15 protein-coding genes and 7 pseudogenes are annotated in these 18,702 nt (G+C 73.8%); 8 read left to right on the top strand and 14 right to left on the bottom strand.

The annotated features are described in order from the left end of the window. The first annotated feature begins 330 nt into the window (after positions 1-330). The 5 genes and pseudogenes from ACQ95T_RS00620 to ACQ95T_RS00600 all read left to right on the top strand — a co-directional run bounded on the left by ACQ95T_RS00620 (position 331) and on the right by ACQ95T_RS00600 (position 4,469). The gene (locus tag ACQ95T_RS00620) at positions 331-1,419 is read left to right on the top strand and encodes a DUF1116 domain-containing protein (RefSeq protein ID WP_431473372.1); all 1,089 of its coding nucleotides are present in this window, start codon (positions 331-333) and stop codon (positions 1,417-1,419) included. A 249-nt stretch (positions 1,420-1,668) separates the two neighbouring features. After that, a pseudogene (locus ACQ95T_RS00615) lies at positions 1,669-1,755 on the top strand (hypothetical protein); the annotation flags it as partial. 83 nt (positions 1,756-1,838) lie between these two features. Continuing rightward, entirely contained in the window at positions 1,839-2,318 is a 480-nt protein-coding gene (locus tag ACQ95T_RS00610; protein WP_431473371.1) for a solute carrier family 23 protein, read from the top strand. A 5-nt stretch (positions 2,319-2,323) separates the two neighbouring features. Beyond that, positions 2,324-3,043: a uracil-xanthine permease family protein gene (locus tag ACQ95T_RS00605; protein WP_431473370.1), complete on the top strand. Its 720-nt coding sequence runs from the start codon at positions 2,324-2,326 to the stop codon at positions 3,041-3,043. Continuing rightward, positions 3,040-4,469: pseudogene (locus tag ACQ95T_RS00600) on the top strand (amidase). The gene ACQ95T_RS00605 and the pseudogene ACQ95T_RS00600 overlap by 4 nt, the downstream one beginning before the upstream one ends. A gap of 420 nt (positions 4,470-4,889) precedes the next feature. Here ACQ95T_RS00600 and ACQ95T_RS00595 read toward each other — a convergent pair. Both ACQ95T_RS00595 and ACQ95T_RS00590 read right to left on the bottom strand, forming a co-directional pair. Continuing rightward, positions 4,890-5,255 (bottom strand): ring-opening amidohydrolase, encoded by a 366-nt coding sequence (locus ACQ95T_RS00595; RefSeq protein ID WP_431473873.1) that lies wholly within the window; start codon positions 5,253-5,255, stop codon positions 4,890-4,892. A 121-nt stretch (positions 5,256-5,376) separates the two neighbouring features. Continuing rightward, positions 5,377-6,027 (bottom strand): annotated as a pseudogene (locus tag ACQ95T_RS00590) (ring-opening amidohydrolase); the annotation flags it as partial. Between the two features lie 255 nt (positions 6,028-6,282). Between ACQ95T_RS00590 and ACQ95T_RS00585 the strand changes: the two are divergent. From ACQ95T_RS00585 to ACQ95T_RS00575, 3 genes are read left to right on the top strand one after another with little or no spacing between them, the layout of a single operon-like run. Beyond that, positions 6,283-7,590, top strand: coding sequence for a CaiB/BaiF CoA transferase family protein (locus ACQ95T_RS00585; RefSeq protein ID WP_425942885.1), 1,308 nt, complete (start codon positions 6,283-6,285; stop codon positions 7,588-7,590). Position 7,591: 1 nt separating this feature from the next. Continuing rightward, the gene (locus ACQ95T_RS00580; protein ID WP_431473369.1) at positions 7,592-8,446 is read left to right on the top strand and encodes a carboxyl transferase domain-containing protein; all 855 of its coding nucleotides are present in this window, start codon (positions 7,592-7,594) and stop codon (positions 8,444-8,446) included. Beyond that, positions 8,338-9,075 carry a carboxyl transferase domain-containing protein gene (locus ACQ95T_RS00575; RefSeq protein ID WP_431473368.1) on the top strand — a complete coding sequence of 246 codons (738 nt, stop codon included), beginning with the start codon at positions 8,338-8,340 and terminating at the stop codon, positions 9,073-9,075. The genes ACQ95T_RS00580 and ACQ95T_RS00575 overlap by 109 nt, the downstream gene beginning before the upstream one ends. A 257-nt stretch (positions 9,076-9,332) precedes the next feature. On the opposite strand, the gene ACQ95T_RS00570 is transcribed toward ACQ95T_RS00575, so the two are convergent. The 12 genes and pseudogenes from ACQ95T_RS00570 to ACQ95T_RS00515 all read right to left on the bottom strand — a co-directional run bounded on the left by ACQ95T_RS00570 (position 9,333) and on the right by ACQ95T_RS00515 (position 18,691). Beyond that, positions 9,333-11,132 (bottom strand): cell wall-binding repeat-containing protein, encoded by a 1,800-nt coding sequence (locus tag ACQ95T_RS00570; protein WP_431473367.1) that lies wholly within the window; start codon positions 11,130-11,132, stop codon positions 9,333-9,335. A gap of 92 nt (positions 11,133-11,224) precedes the next feature. Then, positions 11,225-12,785 (bottom strand): annotated as a pseudogene (locus ACQ95T_RS00565) (ATP-dependent DNA ligase). Between the two features lie 93 nt (positions 12,786-12,878). After that, on the bottom strand, positions 12,879-13,262 hold the full coding sequence (locus ACQ95T_RS00560; RefSeq protein ID WP_431473931.1) for a hypothetical protein: 384 nt from the start codon (positions 13,260-13,262) through the stop codon (positions 12,879-12,881). 2 nt (positions 13,263-13,264) lie between these two features. Beyond that, positions 13,265-14,266, bottom strand: a complete 1,002-nt coding sequence (locus tag ACQ95T_RS00555; RefSeq protein ID WP_431473366.1) for a polysaccharide deacetylase family protein — start codon at positions 14,264-14,266, stop codon at positions 13,265-13,267. 151 nt (positions 14,267-14,417) lie between these two features. Next, positions 14,418-14,675 (bottom strand): annotated as a pseudogene (locus tag ACQ95T_RS00550) (cell wall-binding repeat-containing protein); the annotation flags it as partial. Positions 14,676-15,123: 448 nt separating this feature from the next. Then, the gene (locus ACQ95T_RS00545) at positions 15,124-15,345 is read right to left on the bottom strand and encodes an alpha/beta fold hydrolase (protein WP_431473930.1); all 222 of its coding nucleotides are present in this window, start codon (positions 15,343-15,345) and stop codon (positions 15,124-15,126) included. Between the two features lie 221 nt (positions 15,346-15,566). After that, positions 15,567-15,929: pseudogene (locus ACQ95T_RS00540) on the bottom strand (alpha/beta fold hydrolase); the annotation flags it as partial. Between the two features lie 132 nt (positions 15,930-16,061). Further along, positions 16,062-16,661 (bottom strand): hypothetical protein, encoded by a 600-nt coding sequence (locus ACQ95T_RS00535; RefSeq protein WP_431473365.1) that lies wholly within the window; start codon positions 16,659-16,661, stop codon positions 16,062-16,064. Between the two features lie 259 nt (positions 16,662-16,920). After that, positions 16,921-17,001 (bottom strand): annotated as a pseudogene (locus ACQ95T_RS00530) (type IV toxin-antitoxin system AbiEi family antitoxin domain-containing protein); the annotation flags it as partial. A 5-nt stretch (positions 17,002-17,006) separates the two neighbouring features. After that, a complete protein-coding gene (locus ACQ95T_RS00525) occupies positions 17,007-17,747 on the bottom strand; it encodes an ArsA family ATPase (RefSeq protein ID WP_431473364.1) in 741 nt (246 codons plus the stop codon). Continuing rightward, the gene (locus tag ACQ95T_RS00520; protein WP_431473872.1) at positions 17,744-18,244 is read right to left on the bottom strand and encodes an ArsA family ATPase; all 501 of its coding nucleotides are present in this window, start codon (positions 18,242-18,244) and stop codon (positions 17,744-17,746) included. Before ACQ95T_RS00520 ends, ACQ95T_RS00525 begins: the two co-directional genes overlap by 4 nt. Positions 18,245-18,412: 168 nt before the next feature. Next, entirely contained in the window at positions 18,413-18,691 is a 279-nt protein-coding gene (locus ACQ95T_RS00515) for a cory-CC-star protein (RefSeq protein ID WP_425942878.1), read from the bottom strand. Positions 18,692-18,702 lie beyond the last annotated feature (11 nt).

Here is an 18,702-nt window from a genome sequence, read left to right as displayed (position 1 = left end):
GCACGACGCCCCGCTCCGCGGTCTGCTGCAGTCCGAGCCGTCCGTCGTCAGCGCCGGGGCCGAGCTGTTCGCCACCGCGCTGCGCGACCAGGTCGTCCCCGTGAGCGAGGTCGAGTGGCGGCCCCCGATGGAGGGCACCGCCGAGGCGCTGACCACCGTCCTGGCCGACCCGCGGCTGACCGAGGCCAACGCCCGGGCCCTGGAGCGGATCACCTCCGCCGAGGCCGAGCTGGTGCGGGTGGCCCCGGCCAGCGAGGTGCTCGGCCTGCAGCGGGGCGAGTTCCTGCACAGCGGTCCGCCGCTGACCTGGGAGCGCGCGCGCCCGGCCCGATGCGCGGCGCCCTCATCGGCGCGATGCTCTTCGAGGGCCTGGCGAGCACGCCGGAGGAGGCCGAGGAGAAGCTGGCCGGGCCCGACATCACCCTCGCGCCGTGCCACAGCCGTGGCGCGGTGGGCCCGATGGCCGGGGTCGTCTCCCCCTCGATGTGGGTCTTCGAGCTGCGGGACCCGGTGCACGGAAACGTGTCCCACTGCTCGCTCAACGAGGGCCTCGGCAAGGTGCTGCGCTACGGCGCCTACTCCGAGGAGGTCGTCACCCGCCTGGAGTGGATGCGCGACGTGCTCGGGCCGGTGCTGGCCGAGGCGGTCGAGCGGCACGGGCCGGTCGACATCAAGGCCTACCTCTCGCAGATGCTGCAGATGGGCGACGAGGGCCACAACCGCAACCGCAGCGCGACGCTGATGTTCCTGCGCGACCTGCTGCCGCACATCGTGGCCCAGGTGGGCGGACGCGACCAGGCGGACATCGCCGAGGTGTGCCGCTTCGTCGGCGCCAACGACCACTTCGCGCTGAACCTCGTCATGCCGGCCTGCAAGCTGGCGATGGCCGCCGCGAAGGACGTCCCCGGCTCCTCGGTCGTGGTGACGATGGCGCGCAACGGCACCGACTTCGGCATCCAGCTGGCCGGCACCGGCGACGAGTGGTTCACCGCGCCGGCCGACACGCCGCAGGGGTTGTTCCTGGGGTCGTTCGGCCCGGAGGACGCCAACCCCGACATCGGCGACTCGGCGATCACCGAGACCGCCGGGATGGGCGGCTTCGTCATGGCGGCCGCCCCGGCCATCGTGCGGCTCGTGGGCGGCGACGTCGACTTCGCGCTGACGACCACCCGGACGATGTACGAGATCACCCTCGGCGAGCACCCCTCCCTGCAGGTCCCCATCCTGGAGTTCCGCGGCGCCCCGATCGGCATCGACGCCGTCGCCGTCGCCCGCACCGGCGTCCTGCCGCAGATCAACACCGGCATGGCCGGCAAGGTCCCCGGCACCGGCCAGGTCGGCGCCGGCCTGGTCAACCCGCCCGCCGACGTGTTCGTCCAGGCGCTGACCGCCCTGGCCGCGCGGGTACCCTCCGCCTGAGCCCGGACCCGCGCGCCGGAGGTACCCGCCCCCGGCGCGCGGCCGCATACCCCCTGCTCCGCACCCCACCGACCGACGCAGGCTCACCGCACCCGCGACCCGCACCCTCCGCACACCCCACCCCGTCCCGCGCGACGACGCCGTCCCGAGAGGCCCTCCGTGTCCACGACCGCCCCCTCCCCCGTCCGCTACGGGCTCGACGACCGGCCGCCGCTGAGGCGCGCCGTGCCGCTGGGCCTGCAGCACGTCATGGTCATGATGGCCAGCAACGTGACCATCCCGGTCATCCTGGCCACCGCCATCGGCGCCAGCCCCGAGGACACCGCCTTCCTCGTCCAGGTCGCGCTGCTCGTGGCCGGCATCTCCACGCTCGTGCAGACGATGGGCATCGGCCCCGTCGGCGCGCGCGCCTGCCGATCGTGCAGGGCACCAGCTTCGGCTTCCTCGTCGTCTCCATCCCGCTGGCCCAGCAGTACGGCCTCGCGGCGGTCTTCGGCGGCGCGCTGTTCGCCGGGGTCGTGCAGGTCCTCTTCGGCGCCGTGTTCAGCCGGATCCGCCGGTTCTTCCCGCCGATCGTGGCCGGCATCGTCGTGCTCGTCATCGGCATCGGCCTCATCCCCACCGGGATCACCCTGTTCGCCGGCGGCGCCGGTGCCGAGGACCTGGGGTCACTGCGCAACTTCGGCGTGGCCACCTTCGTGCTCGTGGCGATCCTGCTGCTCTACCGGTTCGGGCGCGGGTTCGTCGGCGCCGCCGCGGTGCTCATCGGCATCGTCGCGGGGTATGCCGTCGCCTCCGCCCTCGGGATGGTCGACTGGGGGCGGGTGGGCTCGGCGGCGTGGTTCTCCGTGCCGCAGCCGCTGCAGTTCGGGCTGGAGTTCCCCGCCGCGGCGCGCTGATCGCCATGGGTGCGATGGCCGTGGCCACCTCGATCGAGACCGTGGGCGACATCTCGGCGCTGACCAAGGCCGGCGACCAGCGGCAGCCGACGACGCAGGAGATGCGCGGCGGCCTCATGGGCGACGGTGTCGGGACGGCACTCGCGGCGCTGTTCAGCGCCCTGCCGAACACCTCGTTCTCGCAGAACGTCGGGCTCGTCGCCTTCACCGGCGTGATGAGCCGCTTCGTCGTGACGGTCGGGGCGGTCTTCCTCGTGCTGTCCGGGTTCGTGCCCAAGCTGGCGATGATCATCGCGGTCATCCCGGCCTCGGTCATCGGCGGCGCGGCGGTGGTGATGTTCGGGATGATCATCTCCGCGGGCATCAGCCTGCTGACCACCCGGCCGCTGACCCAGAACGACCTCATCATCATCGCCGTCTCGGTGGTCGTCGGGCAGGGCTTCGCCTGGCGGCCGGAGATCGCGGCCAACCTGCCGGAGAACGTGGCGGCACTGATGACCTCGGGCATCGTGCCGGCCGCGGCGATCGCGATCGTGCTGTACTCGATGAAGCCGAAGGAGGAGCGGCTGCTCGACGTGGACATGCCGCTGGCCGGGCAGTTCGCCGAGGACCAGGAGAGTTGGGACGGACGCGGGCCGGGTGAGGGTCCGGGCGCCGGGACGAGCGGGGCTGCGACCGAGCGTCCGGCACCGCCCCGCACCACCACCGAGGAGGACGACCGATGACCGGCACCGCCCTGCACGAGCTCGGGCTCGTCGAGCTGCGCGACCTGCTGCACTCCCGCGAGGTCGGCACCCGCGAGGTCGTCGAGGAGCACCTGGCCCGGATCGAGGCGGTGAACCCGGTCGTCAACGCGGTCGTCACCATCGAGGCCGAGCGGGCCCTGGCGGCCGCCGACGAGGCCGACCGCACCGCAGCCGGCGGGGGCGCGCTCGCGCCGCTGCACGGCATACCGATGACGCACAAGGACACCCTGGCCACCCGCGGGATCAGGACCACATGGGCTCGCCCGTGCTGGCCGACCAGGTGCCGGAGCACACCGACCTCATCGTCCAGCGGCTGTGGGACGCCGGGGTGATCGCGACCGGGAAGAACAACGTGCCCGAGTTCGCCGCCGGGTCGCACACCTTCAACCCGCTGTTCGGGGCGACCGGGAACCCGTACGACACCGAGCGGTCCGTCGGCGGGTCCTCCGGCGGGGCGGCGGCGGCGCTGGCCACCCGGATCCAGGCGCTGGCCGACGGGTCCGACATGGGTGGGTCGCTGCGCAACCCCGCCGCCTGGTGCAACGTGGTGGGGCTGCGGCCCAGCCCCGGGGTCGTGCCGATGGTGCCGGCGCCGAACCCGGACGCCACGCTGAGCCGCAACGGGCTGATGGCCCGGTCGGTCGACGACCTGGCGCTGGGGATGTCCGTGGTCGCCGGTCCGCACCCGGGCAGCTCGCTGGCCAGCCGGGTGCCGGGGAGCGCGTTCGCGGCGCTGCTCGACGACGAGGGGCCGGCCGACCTGTCGGGCGTGCGGGTGGGTGTGAGCCTCGACCTGGGCGTGGGCGTGCCGGTGGCCCCCGAGGTCCGGCGCGCCGTGCTCGAGCAGGCCGAGGTGCTGGCCTCGCTGGGCGCGACCGTGGAGGAGTCGGCGCCGCGGTTGGTCGACGCCGACGAGGTGTTCGACGTGACCCGGGCCTTCGACATGGCCACCGGGCTGCGGCGGATCGTGCGCGAGCACCTGGACGACGGGATGGTCAAGGAGGACGTCGTCTGGAACGTCCGGCGCGGCCTGGAGCTGGGCGCGGAGCAGCTGATGTCCGCCGCCGAGGCCCGGGGCCGGCTGGACGCCGCAGTGCGCGAGTGGTTCGACGGCTGGGACCTGCTGCTCACCCCCACGGTGCAGGTCATGCCGTTCCCGACCGAGAAGAAGTGGCCCCGCGAGATCGACGGGGTGACGCTGGAGACCTATGTCGAGTGGATGCGCTCGTGCTCGGTGATCTCGGCCACCCGGTGCCCGGCGGTGTCGGTGCCCGGCGGGTTCGTCGAGGGCCTGCCGGTGGGGCTGCAGCTCGTGGGGGCGCCGTGGTCGGACGACCGGCTGCTGCGGCTGACGAGGGTGTACGAGCGGGCGACGAGGTTCGTGGAGCAGGCGCCGCAGGTGTGAGCGGGGCCGCCCGGACATTGCGTTGCCCGGCACTCTTAGCCGGTTCTTCACCGGCGCGACGGCGTTTTCACTGGTCGCGACCCGGGCACCTGTCAAGAACCGGCTGAGAGTGGGTCGTCGGCCAGGCGCCGAGCCCCCGTCCCGCGAGGTGTCGTCCGGTTTGCCCGCCTGTGGCAGAGCGTGACCTGCGGAAACGTGATCGGCCCTCGAGCAAACTGGACGAGACCCCTGCTCGGACCGGACGACACCCCCCGCCACGTGACCGTGACCGGCGGGCAGGCCCTCCCCCCGGACCGGACACGGCAGCGCCCCCGCACCGGACGGTGCGGGGGCGCTGCTGCGGCCGGCTCAGCCCCGGGCCTCGGTTGGGGCTCGGTCGGGCGGCCGCCCGCGAGCTTGGTCGGGCGACACCCCGGGACCTCAGTCGGCCGGCGGCACGTAGCCCGTCGGCTCCTCACCCAGGTCGACGATCGCGGCCACGGGGCCGCCACCCTCGGGGCCCTGGTGGGCGGCCGACACCGACACGAACACGGCCGGGTCGCCGGTCACGGCCGCGGTCACGCCGCCGACGGCCGCCTTGATCTGGCGGTGCCAGTGCACGTCGGAGTCGTCGAGCATGGCGTTGCGGCGGCCCAGGACCTTGCCGTCGCCGCTGGTCTCGCACTTGAGGAAGACGTTGACGAGCCGGCCCTGGATGTCGTCGCGGTGCGGGCGGTCGGGCAGCTCGAGCCCGGCGTCCTTGATCGCGTTCCAGATGCCGTCCTGGTCGAGCGCGTGCTCCATCACCGAGTGGCCGATGCGGTAGCGGCCGCCGACCCCCCGGGCGTTGCCGACCACGACCACCCTGGGCCCGGTCCAGCTCGACGCCGGAGGAGCACGAGGCGACCGCGGAGTACTTGCTGCGGGCCTTCATGATGTCCGCGTCGGACAGGTCGGTGACCTCACCGAGCGCCTTGGCGATCCCGAGCCCGGTGGTCCCGTTCGAGACGTCCATCGAGGTCAGCGTGTCGTCGGTGAACACGTCCTCGCCCCGGCTGTGCGCGTCGCGGATCGTGTCGATCGTCAGCAGCGGCGTCTTGGTCTGCACGTAGTGCACGTCGGCGGTGTCGGTGATGCCGGCCTTCTCCATCGCGACCTTCACCGCGTCGGCGACCTTGTCGACCATGCCCATGTGGCCGATCTCCTCGGGCAGGATCGGCTCGCTCATCGCCATGCCGACGGTCAGCCGCGGCTCGTCGGTGGCCTCGACGGTGGAGGGGTCGACGGTGGAGAAGATCGTCGCGTGCGGGCTGATGACGCCGTCGGTGCCACCGGACCAGACGATCGGGATCTGCTTGACCTTCTCCTGGTCGACGCCACGGGCCATCAGCGCCTCGCGGAAGGCCCGGTCGGCGATGATGCGGGTGTAGTCGTTCACCCCGCCGTTGCCCTCGGTCTTGCCGATGATGGCCAGGACCCGGTCGGCCTCCAGCACGCCGTCGTCGAGCAGCCGGGTGAACTCGGTGGCGTCGCTCACGGAGTGGATCGGGACCTTGCGTACCTCGATGGGGTCGGGCATGACCTCACACCTTCCTCGTTGACGGGTCGGACGGGTGCCGGACCGACCGCGGACGCGACCGTCGCGCACATGGACGACGGACCGCGGGGTATGCAGCACCGCTGCACCCCAGGCTAGGGCGGCACGGCCGGGGGCCCGTGGGCAAGACTTGCCAGAAATGCGGCGGGAACCCGATGACACCTTGCGCGCGCGGTCCCGTCGGCCCACCTGCTTGGGTGGGACCAGACCCGTGACCGCCCGCGCGAAGGAGCGTCGATGACCGACCGGACCCAGGACGACGCCGACCCGTCCACCACGGACGGCCCGCCGTCCCCCCACGACGACGCACGGCCCACCGCCGACCACGCCAGCACGACCGGCGACGCCGGCCCCACCGCATACCCCGGGAGCAGGGGCGGACCGCTCGCCGGCACGGTCGTGGTCGACCTGACCCGCGCCCTGGCGGGGCCGCACGCGGGGATGATGATGGCCGACCTCGGCGCGCGCGTCATCAAGGTCGAGACGCCCGGGACCGGCGACGACACGCGCTCGTGGGGGCCGCCGTTCGTGCCGGGGTCGGACGGGGCGGACGTGGCGACGTACTTCCTGTCGTGCAACCGCAACAAGGAGTCGCTCGCCCTCGACCTGAAGTCCGACGACGGCCGGGCGGTGCTCACCGAGCTGGTCCGCCGGGCGGACGTGCTGATGGAGAACTTCCGTCCCGGCACGCTCGACCGGCTCGGGTTCGCCCCCGACCACCTGGCCGAGCTCAACCCGCGCCTGGTGGTGCTGTCGATCTCCGGGTTCGGGCACGACGGGCCCGAGGGCGGGCGCGCCGGGTATGACCAGATCGCCCAGGGCGAGGCTGGGCTGATGTCGCTGACCGGTTCCGGACCGGACGACCCCCAGCGCGTGGGCGTGCCGATCGGGGACCTGCTCTCGGGGATGTACGGCGCCTACGGCGTGCTGGCCGCGCTGCTGGAGCGGGAGCGCACCGGGCGCGGGCAGGTCGTGCGGACCTCGCTGCTGGCCTCGATCGTGGGGGTGCACGCCTTCCAGGGCACCCGGTGGACCGTCGCCGGCGAGGTGCCGCGGGCTCAGGGCAACCACCACCCCTCGATCGCGCCGTACGGACTCTTCCACTGCGCCGACGGGGCCGTGCAGGTGGCCTGCGGCAACGAGAGCCTGTGGCGGCGGCTGTGCGCGGAGTTCGGGCTGGATCCCGACGCCGAGGGGATGCGGACCAACGGCGAACGGGTGGCTCACCGCCAGCGGGTGATCCAGGTGCTGGAGGAGGCGTTCGCGTCGATCCCCGGCGACGACCTGCTCGCCCGGCTGGCCGAGGCCGGGGTCCCCGCGGGGCGGGTGCGCGACCTGCAGGAGGTCTACGAGTGGGACCAGACCCGCTCCCAGGGCCTGCTCGTCGACGTCGATCACCCCACCCTGGGGCCGGTCCGGCTGCCCGGCCCGCCGCTGCGCTTCTTCGCGGCCGACGGCACCGAGACCACCCCAACCCAGCACGCCAGCCCGCCGCTGCTCGACGAGCACGGTCCTGCCGTCCGCGCCTGGCTGCAGGAGGGCTGACGTGGCCCGGCTCAGCGCCCGCGACGTGCTCCACGCCGTCCTGGACGAGGGCACCTTCGTGTCGTGGGACACCGAGCCGGTGCAGCCGGACCTCGGTCAGGAGTATGCCGCGCAGCTGGCCCGGGCGCGGGAGCGCAGCGGGGTGGACGAGGCCGTGCTCACCGGCGAGGGCCTGCTGGACGGCCGGCGGGTGGCGGTCGCGGCGGGAGAGTTCTCCTTCCTGGCCGGGTCGATCGGCTCGGCCGCCAGCGAGCGCATCACCCGGGCGTTCGAGCGGGCGACCGCCGAGGGGCTGCCGATGCTGGCCTCGCCCTCGTCGGGGGGCACCCGGATGCAGGAGGGCACGCCGGCGTTCGTGCAGATGGTCAAGATCGGCCAGGCCGTCGCCGCCCACCGTCGGGCGGGGCTGCCCTACCTGGTGTACCTGCGCGACCCCACGACCGGCGGGGTGCTCGCCTCGTGGGGCTCGCTGGGCCACCTGTCCATCGCCGAGCCGGGGGCGCTCATCGGCTTCCTGGGGCCCCGCGTCCGGGAGATCATCCACGGCGAGCCCTTCCCCGAGGGCGTCCAGGTGGCCGAGAACCTCGCCCACCGCGGCGTCATCGACGGCGTCGTGCCCCTCCCGGGGCTGCGACGGGTGGCGATGGACGCCCTGCGGGTGCTGACCGGGGAGCAGGAGCCGGTCGGCGAGCACGGCACCGAGCCCGACCTGGACGAGCTGGCCGCCCCCGGCCGGCGTGGACGTCCGTGCAGGCGACCCGACGGCCGGACCGCCCGGGGCTGCGCGAGCTGCTGCGGCACGAGGCCGAGGTGTTCATCCCGCTGCGGGGGACGAACTCCGGCGAGTCGGACCTGACCGTCATCATGGGCCTGGCCCGCTTCCCCGGCTTCTCGTGCGTGCTGGTCGGGCAGGACCGTCAGACCCAGCGCTCGGCCCACCTCGGACCGGGTGCGCTGCGGGTCGCCCAGCGCGGTTTCGCCCTGGCCGAGGAGCTGGGCCTGCCGCTGCTCACCGTGGTCGACACCCCCGGGGCCGACCTGTCCGTCGAGGCCGAGCACGGCGGGATGGCCGGGGAGATCGCCCGCTGCCTGGCGGCCCTGGCGACCGTCGAGGTCCCGGTCGTCTCCGTCGTCCTCGGCGAGGGGACCGGCGGCGGGGCGCTGGCGCTCATGCCGGCCGACCGGACGGTGTGTGCCGAGCACGGCTGGGTCGCCCCGCTCCCGCCCGAGGGGGCCAGCGCGATCGTCCACCGCACGGGGGACCGCGCGCCCGAGATGGCCCAGCTGCACCGCATACGCTCCGTGGACCTGCGCGCCACCGGGGTGGTCGACGAGATCGTCCCCGAGCACCCCGACGCGGCCGAGGAGCCGGCCGAGTTCTGCCGGCGGGTGGTCGGGGTGACCGCGGCCCACCTACGCGAGCTGCTGGTCGTGCCGCAGGAGGAGCGGCTGCGGGCGCGGCACGAGCGCTACCGGTCGGTCTGAGGGCCGGGCGCGTCGGGCGGCGCGACCGTCTGCAACCCGTCCGTCGACCAGGCCGCGGTCCACGGGCCACGACCGCGAGCGCGACCGCGGGCCACGACCGCGACGCGCGACCGCGAGCGCATCGTGATCTGCAGCGATTGGTCACGACCCGACCAGCACCGATGTACCTCGCTGTCGTGACCCACCGGTCGTCCTGACGACCGGTGGGTCACGACAGCCGTGCACGGTGGTCGAGCTCGAGGCTCGGGCAGCCGGCGCTACTCGTCCGTCAGCGCGGGAGCGAGGCCGGGGATGCCCGCCTCGTCGACCACCGGGCCGAGCTCGCGGCCGTCGTCCAGGACGATCACGTCGGTCGGCGAGGCCGGGACGGAGGAGGTCCGGACGTTGGTGCGGTTGTAGACGACGTCTCCGGGGTCCATGCCGGGGACGAGCTCGGGGACGGTGACCAGCGTGTACCCGCGGGCGTGCAGGTCGGCGATGATCCCGGGCACGGCGGCGACGGAGTTGGCGTGCAGGTCGTGCTGCAGCACGATCGAGCCGGGGCGGACGGCGTCGACGACCCGCTGGCGCACGGTCGCGGCCGACCAGCCCTCCCAGTCGCGCGGGTCGACGTCCCACATGATGAGCGGGAAACCCAGCGCGCGGGTGTTGGCGTCGAAGGAGCCGTAGGGCGGACGCATGATCGTCGTGTCGGGGACACCGGCCTGGTTGATCTCGTCGTCGGTGACGTCGACCTCCCACTTCTGCTGGGCCCAGGTCAGCAGCGTCAGCTGCTGGTGGTCCCACGTGTGGTTGGCCACCACGTGGCCCTCGACGTGGGTGCGCCGCGTGGTCGCCGGCCGGGCGTCGACCATCTGGCCGACGACGAAGAAGGTGGCCGGCACGCGGTTGGTCCTGAGCGTGTTGAGCAGCGTCGGGGTCGGAGCCGCCGGGCCGTCGTCGAAGGTCAGGGCGACGCACGCGGTCACCGCGCAGTCGACCGCTCCACGGCCGGCGAGCGAGGCTCCGACCAGCGTGGAGTCGCACAGTGCCACCGTGCCCCCCAGCGCGACGACGCGGTCGGGCACCCGCTGGCGCAGCTCGGCCGCGGGCGCGGACCGCACCCGGTCGCACGGGCCGGAGGTGATGAGGACGGGTCCGTCGGTGAGCATGCCGGCGGAGAGGGCGTCGACGAAGTTCTCCCCGTCCCCCCGGGCCAGGTAGACCCGCGACGTCCGGGCCGGGAAGGCCCGGTCGGCGACGAGGCGGGCGGTCGCGTACCGGTCGCTCCCGCCGACCCGTGCGGTCGCGCGCCCCTGCGCCGCCGAGATCAGCGCGGCGTCGGTCACCGACAGCGTCCCGCCCAGCGCCACGACCCGGTCGGGGTCCAGCGAGGTGATCGCCGCGAGGGTGGCCGACGGCACGGTCCGACCGTCGCGGGAGACGAGCAGCACCGGACCGTCGCGCAGCGTCCCGGCCACCACGGCGTCCGGCGTGATCGAGCCGTTCGCCACGTACACGGTCGTGGGCCCCGCCGGGAAGGCCTCGTGGGCGATCGTCGCCGCCGTCTCGAAGCGGTCGACGCCTTCCAGCCGCGCGGTCGGGCGACCACCGGCCGCCTGGGCCAGCTGTGCGTCGCAGACGGCAGCCTGCCCGCCGAGGGCGACGACCCGGTCGGGGGTCACGCGGGCGATCTCGGCCAGAACCACGGAGGGGATCGACGCACAGGACCCCTTGATGAGCAGCACGGGCCCGTCCGAGAGGGTCCCGGCGGTCAGGGCGTCGGCGAAGACGTCACCGCGGGCGAGGTAGACCGAGCGCACCCTGGAGGGGTCGGCGAACACGTACCGCGAGATGGCCACCGCAGAGGCGTAGCGGTCGGTCCCGGCCAGCCGCGACGTGGTCGGTCCCACGGTCGTGGCCTGCAGGGTCGCGTCCGCGGCCGCGTCGAGGGCCGCCTCGGGCTCCTGGCCCGTGCTTGCGCTCGCACCCTGCGCCCCCTGCGCCGGGACGTGCTGCACCGTGCCGCCCGCTGGCATCATCCCCGCCACGGCCAGCACCCACGTCAGGAGGATCACCCCTGGGAGCGTCCGGCGTCCCATGCACCGACGCTACGCCTGATCGGCCGCCGGCACCAGAGGGTATGCCGCATCCGCCGCCCGCGGACCCGTCACCGCAGGTCGTCGAGCGTGTCCGCCTCGGCCGGCCCCTTGTCGTCGCGGTAGCGCAGCACCCGGGCGAACCGCAGGGCGATCCCGCCCCGGGGGGTAGCGCCGCGAGGTCTGCACCGCGTCGTAGGCGATCTCGACGACCTGCTCGGGGCGCACGTGCACGACATACCCCTCGCGGTGGGTCTCCAGCCCGAGGAAGCGCTCGGTCTGCCACTCCAGCAGGGCGTCGGTCATGCCCTTGAACGTCTTGCCGACCATGACCAGCTCGTCGGTGCCGGGGCGGCGGGCGGCGAGGTGGATGTTGGAGAGCTTGCCGCTGCGACGGCCGCTGCCCCACTCGACGCCGACGACGACCAGGTCGGCCGTGCGGCGGGGCTTGACCTTGACCCAGCCGGCGCCGCGACGGCCGGCCGCGTAGGGCGCGTCGGGATCCTTGACGACCACGCCCTCGTGGCCGGCGGCGAGGACCTCCTCGAAGAACGCGGTCGCCTCGGCCTCGGTGGCGGTCACCAGGCGGGGGACCACGAGCTCCGGCGCCAGCGAGTCCAGGGCCTCCCAGCGCACGTGCGCGGGCTCGTCGACCACCAGGTCGCGGCCGTCGAGGTGGAGCAGGTCGAAGAGGAAGGTGGTCACCGGAGTCCGGCCCGCCAGCGCCTGCGGGTCGGCGCTGCTGGCGGTGCGCGCGCCGGTGACCTGGAACGGGTGCGGCCGGCCGTCGGCGTCGAGGGCGACGACCTCGCCGTCGAGGACCGCACGGTCGGCGGGCAGGCGCAGGACGGCGTCGACCACCTCGGGGAGGCGGTCGGTGATCTCGTCGAGGGAGCGGGTGAAGAGCCGTACCGGGACCTCGGCGTCCCGGTCCAGGTGGGCCTGCAGGCGGATGCCGTCCAGCTTGGTGTCGACGGCCACGGGGGTTCCCGGGTCGCGCCGGTGGGTGAGGGCGGTGGCGACGTCGGGCTCGGAGCCGGCGAGCATCGGACGCAGCGGGCGGCCGACCTCCAGCCGGATCTCGGCGAGCGCGGCCTCGCCGTGGAGGAGGGCGGCGGCGGCCACCGGGCCGGTGAAGCCGGCCAGCATGACCGCCCGGCGGACGAGGGCCTCGGGCACACCGGCCGCGGTGGCGACGGCGGGCAGCAGCACACCGTCGGAGGCGCCCTGGCGCAGCTCCCCGGTGATGAGGCCGACCAGCCAACGCTGCTCGTCGGCGGTCGCCCGGCCGAACAGCTCGCCCACCGCTGCCGCGCGGGCGCCGGCCGACCCAGGGCCGGCCAGGGCGGCCATGGCGGTGAGCAGGTCGTCGACCTCGAGGATCTGCAGGGACGGTTCGTCGGCCGGGTCGGGCAGGTCGCGCAGCCCCCGGTAGCCGACCCCGACGGTGCGCTGCGGCAGGGTGCCGGCCAGGTGGTCGGCGGTGGTGCGCACGAGCCGCTCCAGCTCGGTGGCGGGCAGGTCGGCGGCGGCGGCCTCCCGCAGCGCCTCCGCCAGGGCGTCGACCTTGGCCAGGCGGGACCGGGTCGCCGCGACGGTGGTGGAGGTCTCGATGACCCGGGCGAGCTGCATACCCCGGAGTCTGCCGCAGCCCGGGCCGGCCCGCGCGGGGCACGGTCAGGGGCCCAGCCCGAGAACCTCCTCACGGGTGAGGGTGGGGTCGCCTCAGGGGTCGAGCCCGAGGACCTCCTCGCGGGTGAGGGTGGGCGCCAGGCCGGGGACGCCGTACTCGTCGACGAGCGGCGGCAGGACCCGGCCGTCGTCCAGCTCCACCGGGTCGAGCATCGACACCGCGGTGCCGGGGCCGTGGACGGTGGTGCGGTTGTAGACGAGGTCGCCGGGGTCCAGGCCGGGGATCAGCTGGGGCACGGTGACCAGGGTGTAGCCCATGGCGTGCAGGTCGTCCACGATGCCCGGCATGGCCGCCACCGTGTTGGCCACGGTGTCGTGCTGAATGACGATCGACCCCGGGCGGACGTTGTCGCGGATGAAGGTGCGGATCTGCTGGGTCGAGGGGCCGTTCCAGTCCTTGGGGTTGGTGTCGACCATGATCACGGCCTTGCCGAGCCGGCGGGTGTTGGCGTCGAAGGCGAGGAACGGCGGGGGCGCATCGTGCGGGTGGTGGGGACGCCGATCGCCCGGAGGGCTGCGTCCGTCCGGTCCACCTGGGCCTGCTGACCGGACAGCGTGAGGTCGGGCAGGCGCGGGTGGTCGTAGGTGTGGTTGCCGACCTCGTGGCCCTCCACCCAGGTACGGCGGGTGATGGCCCCGTCGCTGGCGACCTTGCGTCCCACGACGAAGAAGGTCGCCGGCACCCGCTTCTGGGCGAAGGTGTCCAGGACGGTCGACGTGCCGCTCGCGGGCCCGTCGTCGAAGGTCAGCGCGACGCACGCGGTGCGCGCGCAGTCCACCTGACCGCGGGCGGCGGTCGACGATCCGACCAGCGTGGAGTCGCACAGCGCCAGCGGTCCTCCCAGCGCGACGACGCGCGAGGGCGTGCGCTGGGCCAGCTCTGCCGCGGGCCCGAAGCGCAGGCGGTCGCACGGCCCGGAGGTGAGCAGGACCGGGCCGTCGGCGAGCATGCCGGCGGAGAGGGCGTCGACGAAGTTCTCCCCGTCGCCGCGGGCCAGGTAGACGCGAGAGGTCCGGGACGGGAAGGCCCGGTCTGCCACGAGGCGGGCGGTGGCGTATCGGTCGGATCCACCGAGCCTGCTGGTCGGGCGACCGGCGGCCGCGGTGGTCAGGGTGCTGTCGGAGACGGCCAGGGTGCCGCCCAGGGCGACGACCCGGGAGGGGTTCAGCCGGGCGAGGGCTGCGGCGGTGGCCGAGGGCACGCTGCGGCCGTCGCGCGAGGTGAGCAGGACGGGGCCGTCGGTGAGGGTGCCGGCCACGACGGCGTCGGGGGTGATCGAGCCGTTCGCCAGGTAGACGGTGGCCGGCCGGGACGGGAAGGCCGCCCGGGCGATCGTGCCGGCGGTCTCGAAGCGGTCGGCCCCACCGAGCCGGGCCGTCGGCCGGCCGGCCGCCGCCTGGGCCAGCTGCTCCTCGCACACCGACACCTCCCCGCCGAGGGCGACGACCCGGTCCGGGTCGAGCCGGGCGATCGATCTCGTCCAGGACGACGGCGGGGACGGACCGGCAGGCGTTGGTGATGAGCAGGACCGGGCCGTCGCCGAGAGAACCGGCGGTGAGGGCGTCGGCGAAGACGTCGCCGCGGGCGAGGTAGACCGAGCGGACGCTGGAGGGATCGGCGAAGCGGTACCGCGAGATGTTCACCGCCACCGCGTAGCGGTTGGCTCCGCCGATCCGGGACCACGCCACACCGGCCGCAGCCGTCTCGACGGTGGGTTCGGCGGAGGGCCCTTCACCGGCAGCGCTCGCCGGCGGAAGGACCCCCGGCACGACCAGCCCCAGCACCACCAGCAGCGCAGCCAGCAGGACACCCACCCGCGATCCCCTCATGCGGTCAACCTACTCCCGACCGCCGACACGGGGTAGGCCCAAGGCGCCCGACCTCACGGGCGAGATGCATGACCAAACCCAGACCTGCTCCATACCCTCTCTTTGCCTGTCGCGGCGTAGCGTCGAGTCACGACCTGACGCGGAGGCAGGTGGTGCTTCATCCCTTCACCCCAGCCACTCCCCGCGCATGGTCCGCACGGACGTCGCCGGGGCGCTGCACTCACCCAGGCAGCAGCCCCGTCGAGTCGGGGGACGGACGTCCGTGCGCGAGGGCGCGCCCCTTCGTCACGGGCGGGGCGCGCCCTCCTGGGGTGAACCGTCTCGCGCCTCCGACCGCATCTCCGCGCCGGCTCGCTGGACCACATCCACCCGCCGGCTCGCTGGCCCACGGCTCCGCACTGGCGGGCGTCGTGGCCGGCGGGAGTCGTGACTGGCGGCTGCCGACGTTTCAGTCCTTCCCGGCCGCCACCGAGTGCGTCTCGAGGAACTCCTCCAGGATCGTGGCCAGACGGACGGGTGTCTCGTACATCGGGTAGTGCCCGGCGTTGCACATGACCACCACCGTCGAGCTGGGGTGGGTCTTGCCCCAGGTGGCCCGCACACCCTCCTCGGTGACCGCGACGTCGTGCTCACCGACGACGGCCAGCGCGGGGACCCGGTCGACCGGCACGTCGGCGGCGTGGTCGGTGTCGGCCCATGCGGTGAAGTACCCGGCGAAGGCCTCCTCGTCGCTGCGCGCGCGGCTGTGCCTGACGATCTGGTCGATCCAGCGTGCGGAGAGGCGCTTGCCGGTCGTGAGGTCGACGATCGTCTCGCGCGCGCGGTGTCGTCGCCGGCCGCGCTCTCGAACAGCTGCCGCCCCTCCTCGTCGAACGGGGTGCCCGACGCAGGGACGGGCGCGATGCCGACGACCGCCTCGACCCGGTCCGGCGCCAGGGCCAGGACCCGCTGCACGGCCGAGCCGCCCATCGAGTGCCCGACCAGGGAGAAGGTCCTGACGCCGAGGTCGTCGGCCAGCTCGAGGACGTCGGCGGCGATCTGGTCGATCGTGTACGGCCCGCCTGATCCGCGGCGTTCGCCGTACCCGCGGTAGTCCATGAACTCGTACCGGAAGCTCTCGGTGTCCAGGGCCCCCAGGAAGCCCTGGCCCCAGCCCGTGGACGAACCGAACCAGCCGGGAAGGCAGATGACGGTGCGCGGGCCGCGGCCCACTTCGTGTGCGGTGTCGACCGAGGTGTCTTCGTTGACGATCATGCTCCGAAACTACGCCCGATCGTTTTCGGGTCGGCACCTGGGTGGGGTATGCCGTGGGGCACCGGACGGCCCAGATCCTGACGCAGTCGATCGTTGCCCCGCCCACGGCCCTGATCGACTGCGGTGGTCGGCCTACGACGCTGCCAGGGCGAGGGCGGCGCACTCCATCGAGCAGGGGGTGATCGTGCCGGTCCAGCCCCGGACGGCCAGCGTCCGGGCAACGTCGACGGCCAGTTCGCACGGCTTCTGGTCCAGCTCCAGGTAGCTGATACGCAACGTCACCTCACCACGGGCCGCGGCCTGACGGTCCCGGCGACGGTCGCCGTGGAACTGCTCACCGGCGTGCCACAGCAGGCCGTCGATCTCGACGTTGACGCCGTGCCTCCTGTTCTTCAGGTCCGTCCTGGTGCAGCCGTCGTCCTCGCTGACCTGACGTTCGAAGACCGGAAGACCGTGGGGCTGCTGGACGCGGGTGGCGTACCAGACCTCCGGAAGGCTCTCCGCGCCGTCACCGATCTCACCGAACGCCAGGCGCAGCTCGCGGGACCACCGGTGGCCGCGGCGGGCGGCGAGCTCGTCCAGGAGGGCCGACTGGGTCAGCGACCGCTGCTGGCATGCACGTTCCGCCAGGGCGACCGCGTCGTCGAGCGAGCTGTCCGGTCTTTCGGCGAGGTCGATGACCGTCTGAGCAAGGCTGGTCGTGGGAAACCCTTCGACGGACCGGGTCTCCAACCGTCGTCGCTGCACCACCGTGACACCCGTGAGCCCCCGGCAGCGGGTGCCGTTCGGAACAGCGATGGTGAGGCCCCGAGGTTCGATCTTGTCGAGGCGCCAGACGAACGACGCCGACTGCATCGCGAGGGCGGCGCCGCTCCCGCAGCGCAGCAACCCCCCACGCCTTCGCGTGCCAGGTCACGGTGCCGGTGTTGGTCAGGTAGACGCCCGGGTGGATCGCCTGCCAGGCGCCACGGTGCAGTCGCCAGCGGACCTGCTTGGCCGACATGCCGGCCGCGAGCGCCTGTCGACGGCTGACGACTCCGTGCTGACGACGGGCGAGGGCTGGAAGGTCCACCCGTCCTATGGTGGCCGCATCGAAGATCGCCGGTTGTGACTTGTCCACAGGCCGCTGGCCGCCCCGGCGGTGGTCAGCTCGTCGGCGACCCCGCCCCGACCGTCCGGGGAGCCTGGATCCACGCAGCCGATCGTGGCCCCCTCCAGGGCACCGATCGACTGCAGCCCAAGGCTCCTCACACCCGGCAGCCCCCGACCGTCCGGCCCCGCCCGTTCACGCAGTCGATCATGGCCCCCTCCAGGGCACCGATCGACTGCACGGGGTCCGACCGACCGACAGCCGACCGACGACCCACACCTCAGCCCGTAGGCGCGCCAACAGCGGGCCAGCTCTGACAACCCCTCCTCACCCAGCACCTCGCCGGGCAGCAGCGGCACCTCGACGACCGGCAGGTCGGGCAGCTCGTCCGTCAGCTGCGCCAGGTAGCCGTCCTCCACCGCCCGCCGCGCGGCCAGCAGCTCGCCCGCGTCGGCCGGCGACCGCTTGTTGACCACCAGCGCCGCGACGTCCATGTGCGACCGGCTCAGCTGCTCGTGCAGCTCGATCGTCTCCAGCACGGGCAGCCGCTCGGCCGCCAGGACGATGACGAACCCGCTGCGCGCGGGGTCCTGCAGCAGCTCCCGCAGGGTCCGGAAACGGTCCTGCCGCCGGTCCAGCACCCGCCGGATCTCCGCGTCCCGCCGCGACCGCCGGTCCCCTCCGCGGTCGCCCGGCTGCTCGCCGTAGCGAGGGACGACCCCGATCACGTCCGCCGCCGCCTGCTCGCCGCGGTCGGCCTCCAGACCGCGCAGCGCCGCACCGAACTTCGCCGACCGTCCTGCCGCCGCAGCAGCCCCTCGGTCCAGGCCTGCATCAGCTCGGGCAGCGCGATCAGCCGCGTCGTGTGGCCGCTGGGCGCCGTGTCCACGACGACCAGCTCGTCACGGTCCCGCTCCTCCAGCACCTCGGCGAGCCGCTCGAGCACCGCCGCCTCGTGGGTGCCGGGCGCGTCCCGGGCAAGGTCCAGGTGCTTGTCGACCTCGCCCTGGAGGTGCTCGGGCATGAGCCGCCGCATGGTCTCGCGCACGGCCGACAGGTGGGCGTCGGTGGTCCGCCCGGGGTCGATCTCCAGGCCGCGCAGGAGCGGCGCCAGCTCCACCGGGTCATCACCCACCGGTCGCCGCCACAGGTGGCCCAGGTTGTGCGCCGGGTCGGTGGACACCACGAGCGTGGGCCGTCCGCCCTGGGCGCTGTCGAGGGCCAGCGCCGAGGCGACGGCCGTCTTGCCGACGCCTCCCTTGCCCCCGACGAAGAGGACGTCGCGCCGCGTGTGTCAGGTCGGTCAGCAGGGAGCTCATGGGTCCTTCGGCGACGAGGGTCAGGATGGGGACGGAGGGCGACGTGCCTTGGGCGGCCGGTGCGGGTGCCGCGGTCAGCAGCAGGAGAAGTGGTCCAGCGGCGAGCGGTCCATCCCCATCCGCCGGTGCCAGTCGTGGAACTGCTCGTAGACCACCGGCAGCAGCTCGACCGTGTAGTAGCTCGCCGGGTTGGGCACTCCCAGCGCCTCGGCCATGACGATGACCATGAACAGGTCGTCCTCGTCCTGGCGGGCGCGGGCGAACGTGCGCCGGTAAGGCCCGCTGTAGAACTCGCGCAGCCCCGCGGCCACCTCGGCGAGGCGACCACGGGGCTGCGGCGACGTGTTCGGCATACCTCAGGGTA

It is taken from the genome of Ornithinimicrobium carbonis, assembly GCF_050703245.1.
In the GTDB taxonomy this organism is placed as follows: domain Bacteria; phylum Actinomycetota; class Actinomycetes; order Actinomycetales; family Dermatophilaceae; genus Ornithinicoccus.
Note: the sequence above shows the minus strand (reverse complement) of the source record. Positions and strands in the feature narration are given on the sequence as shown.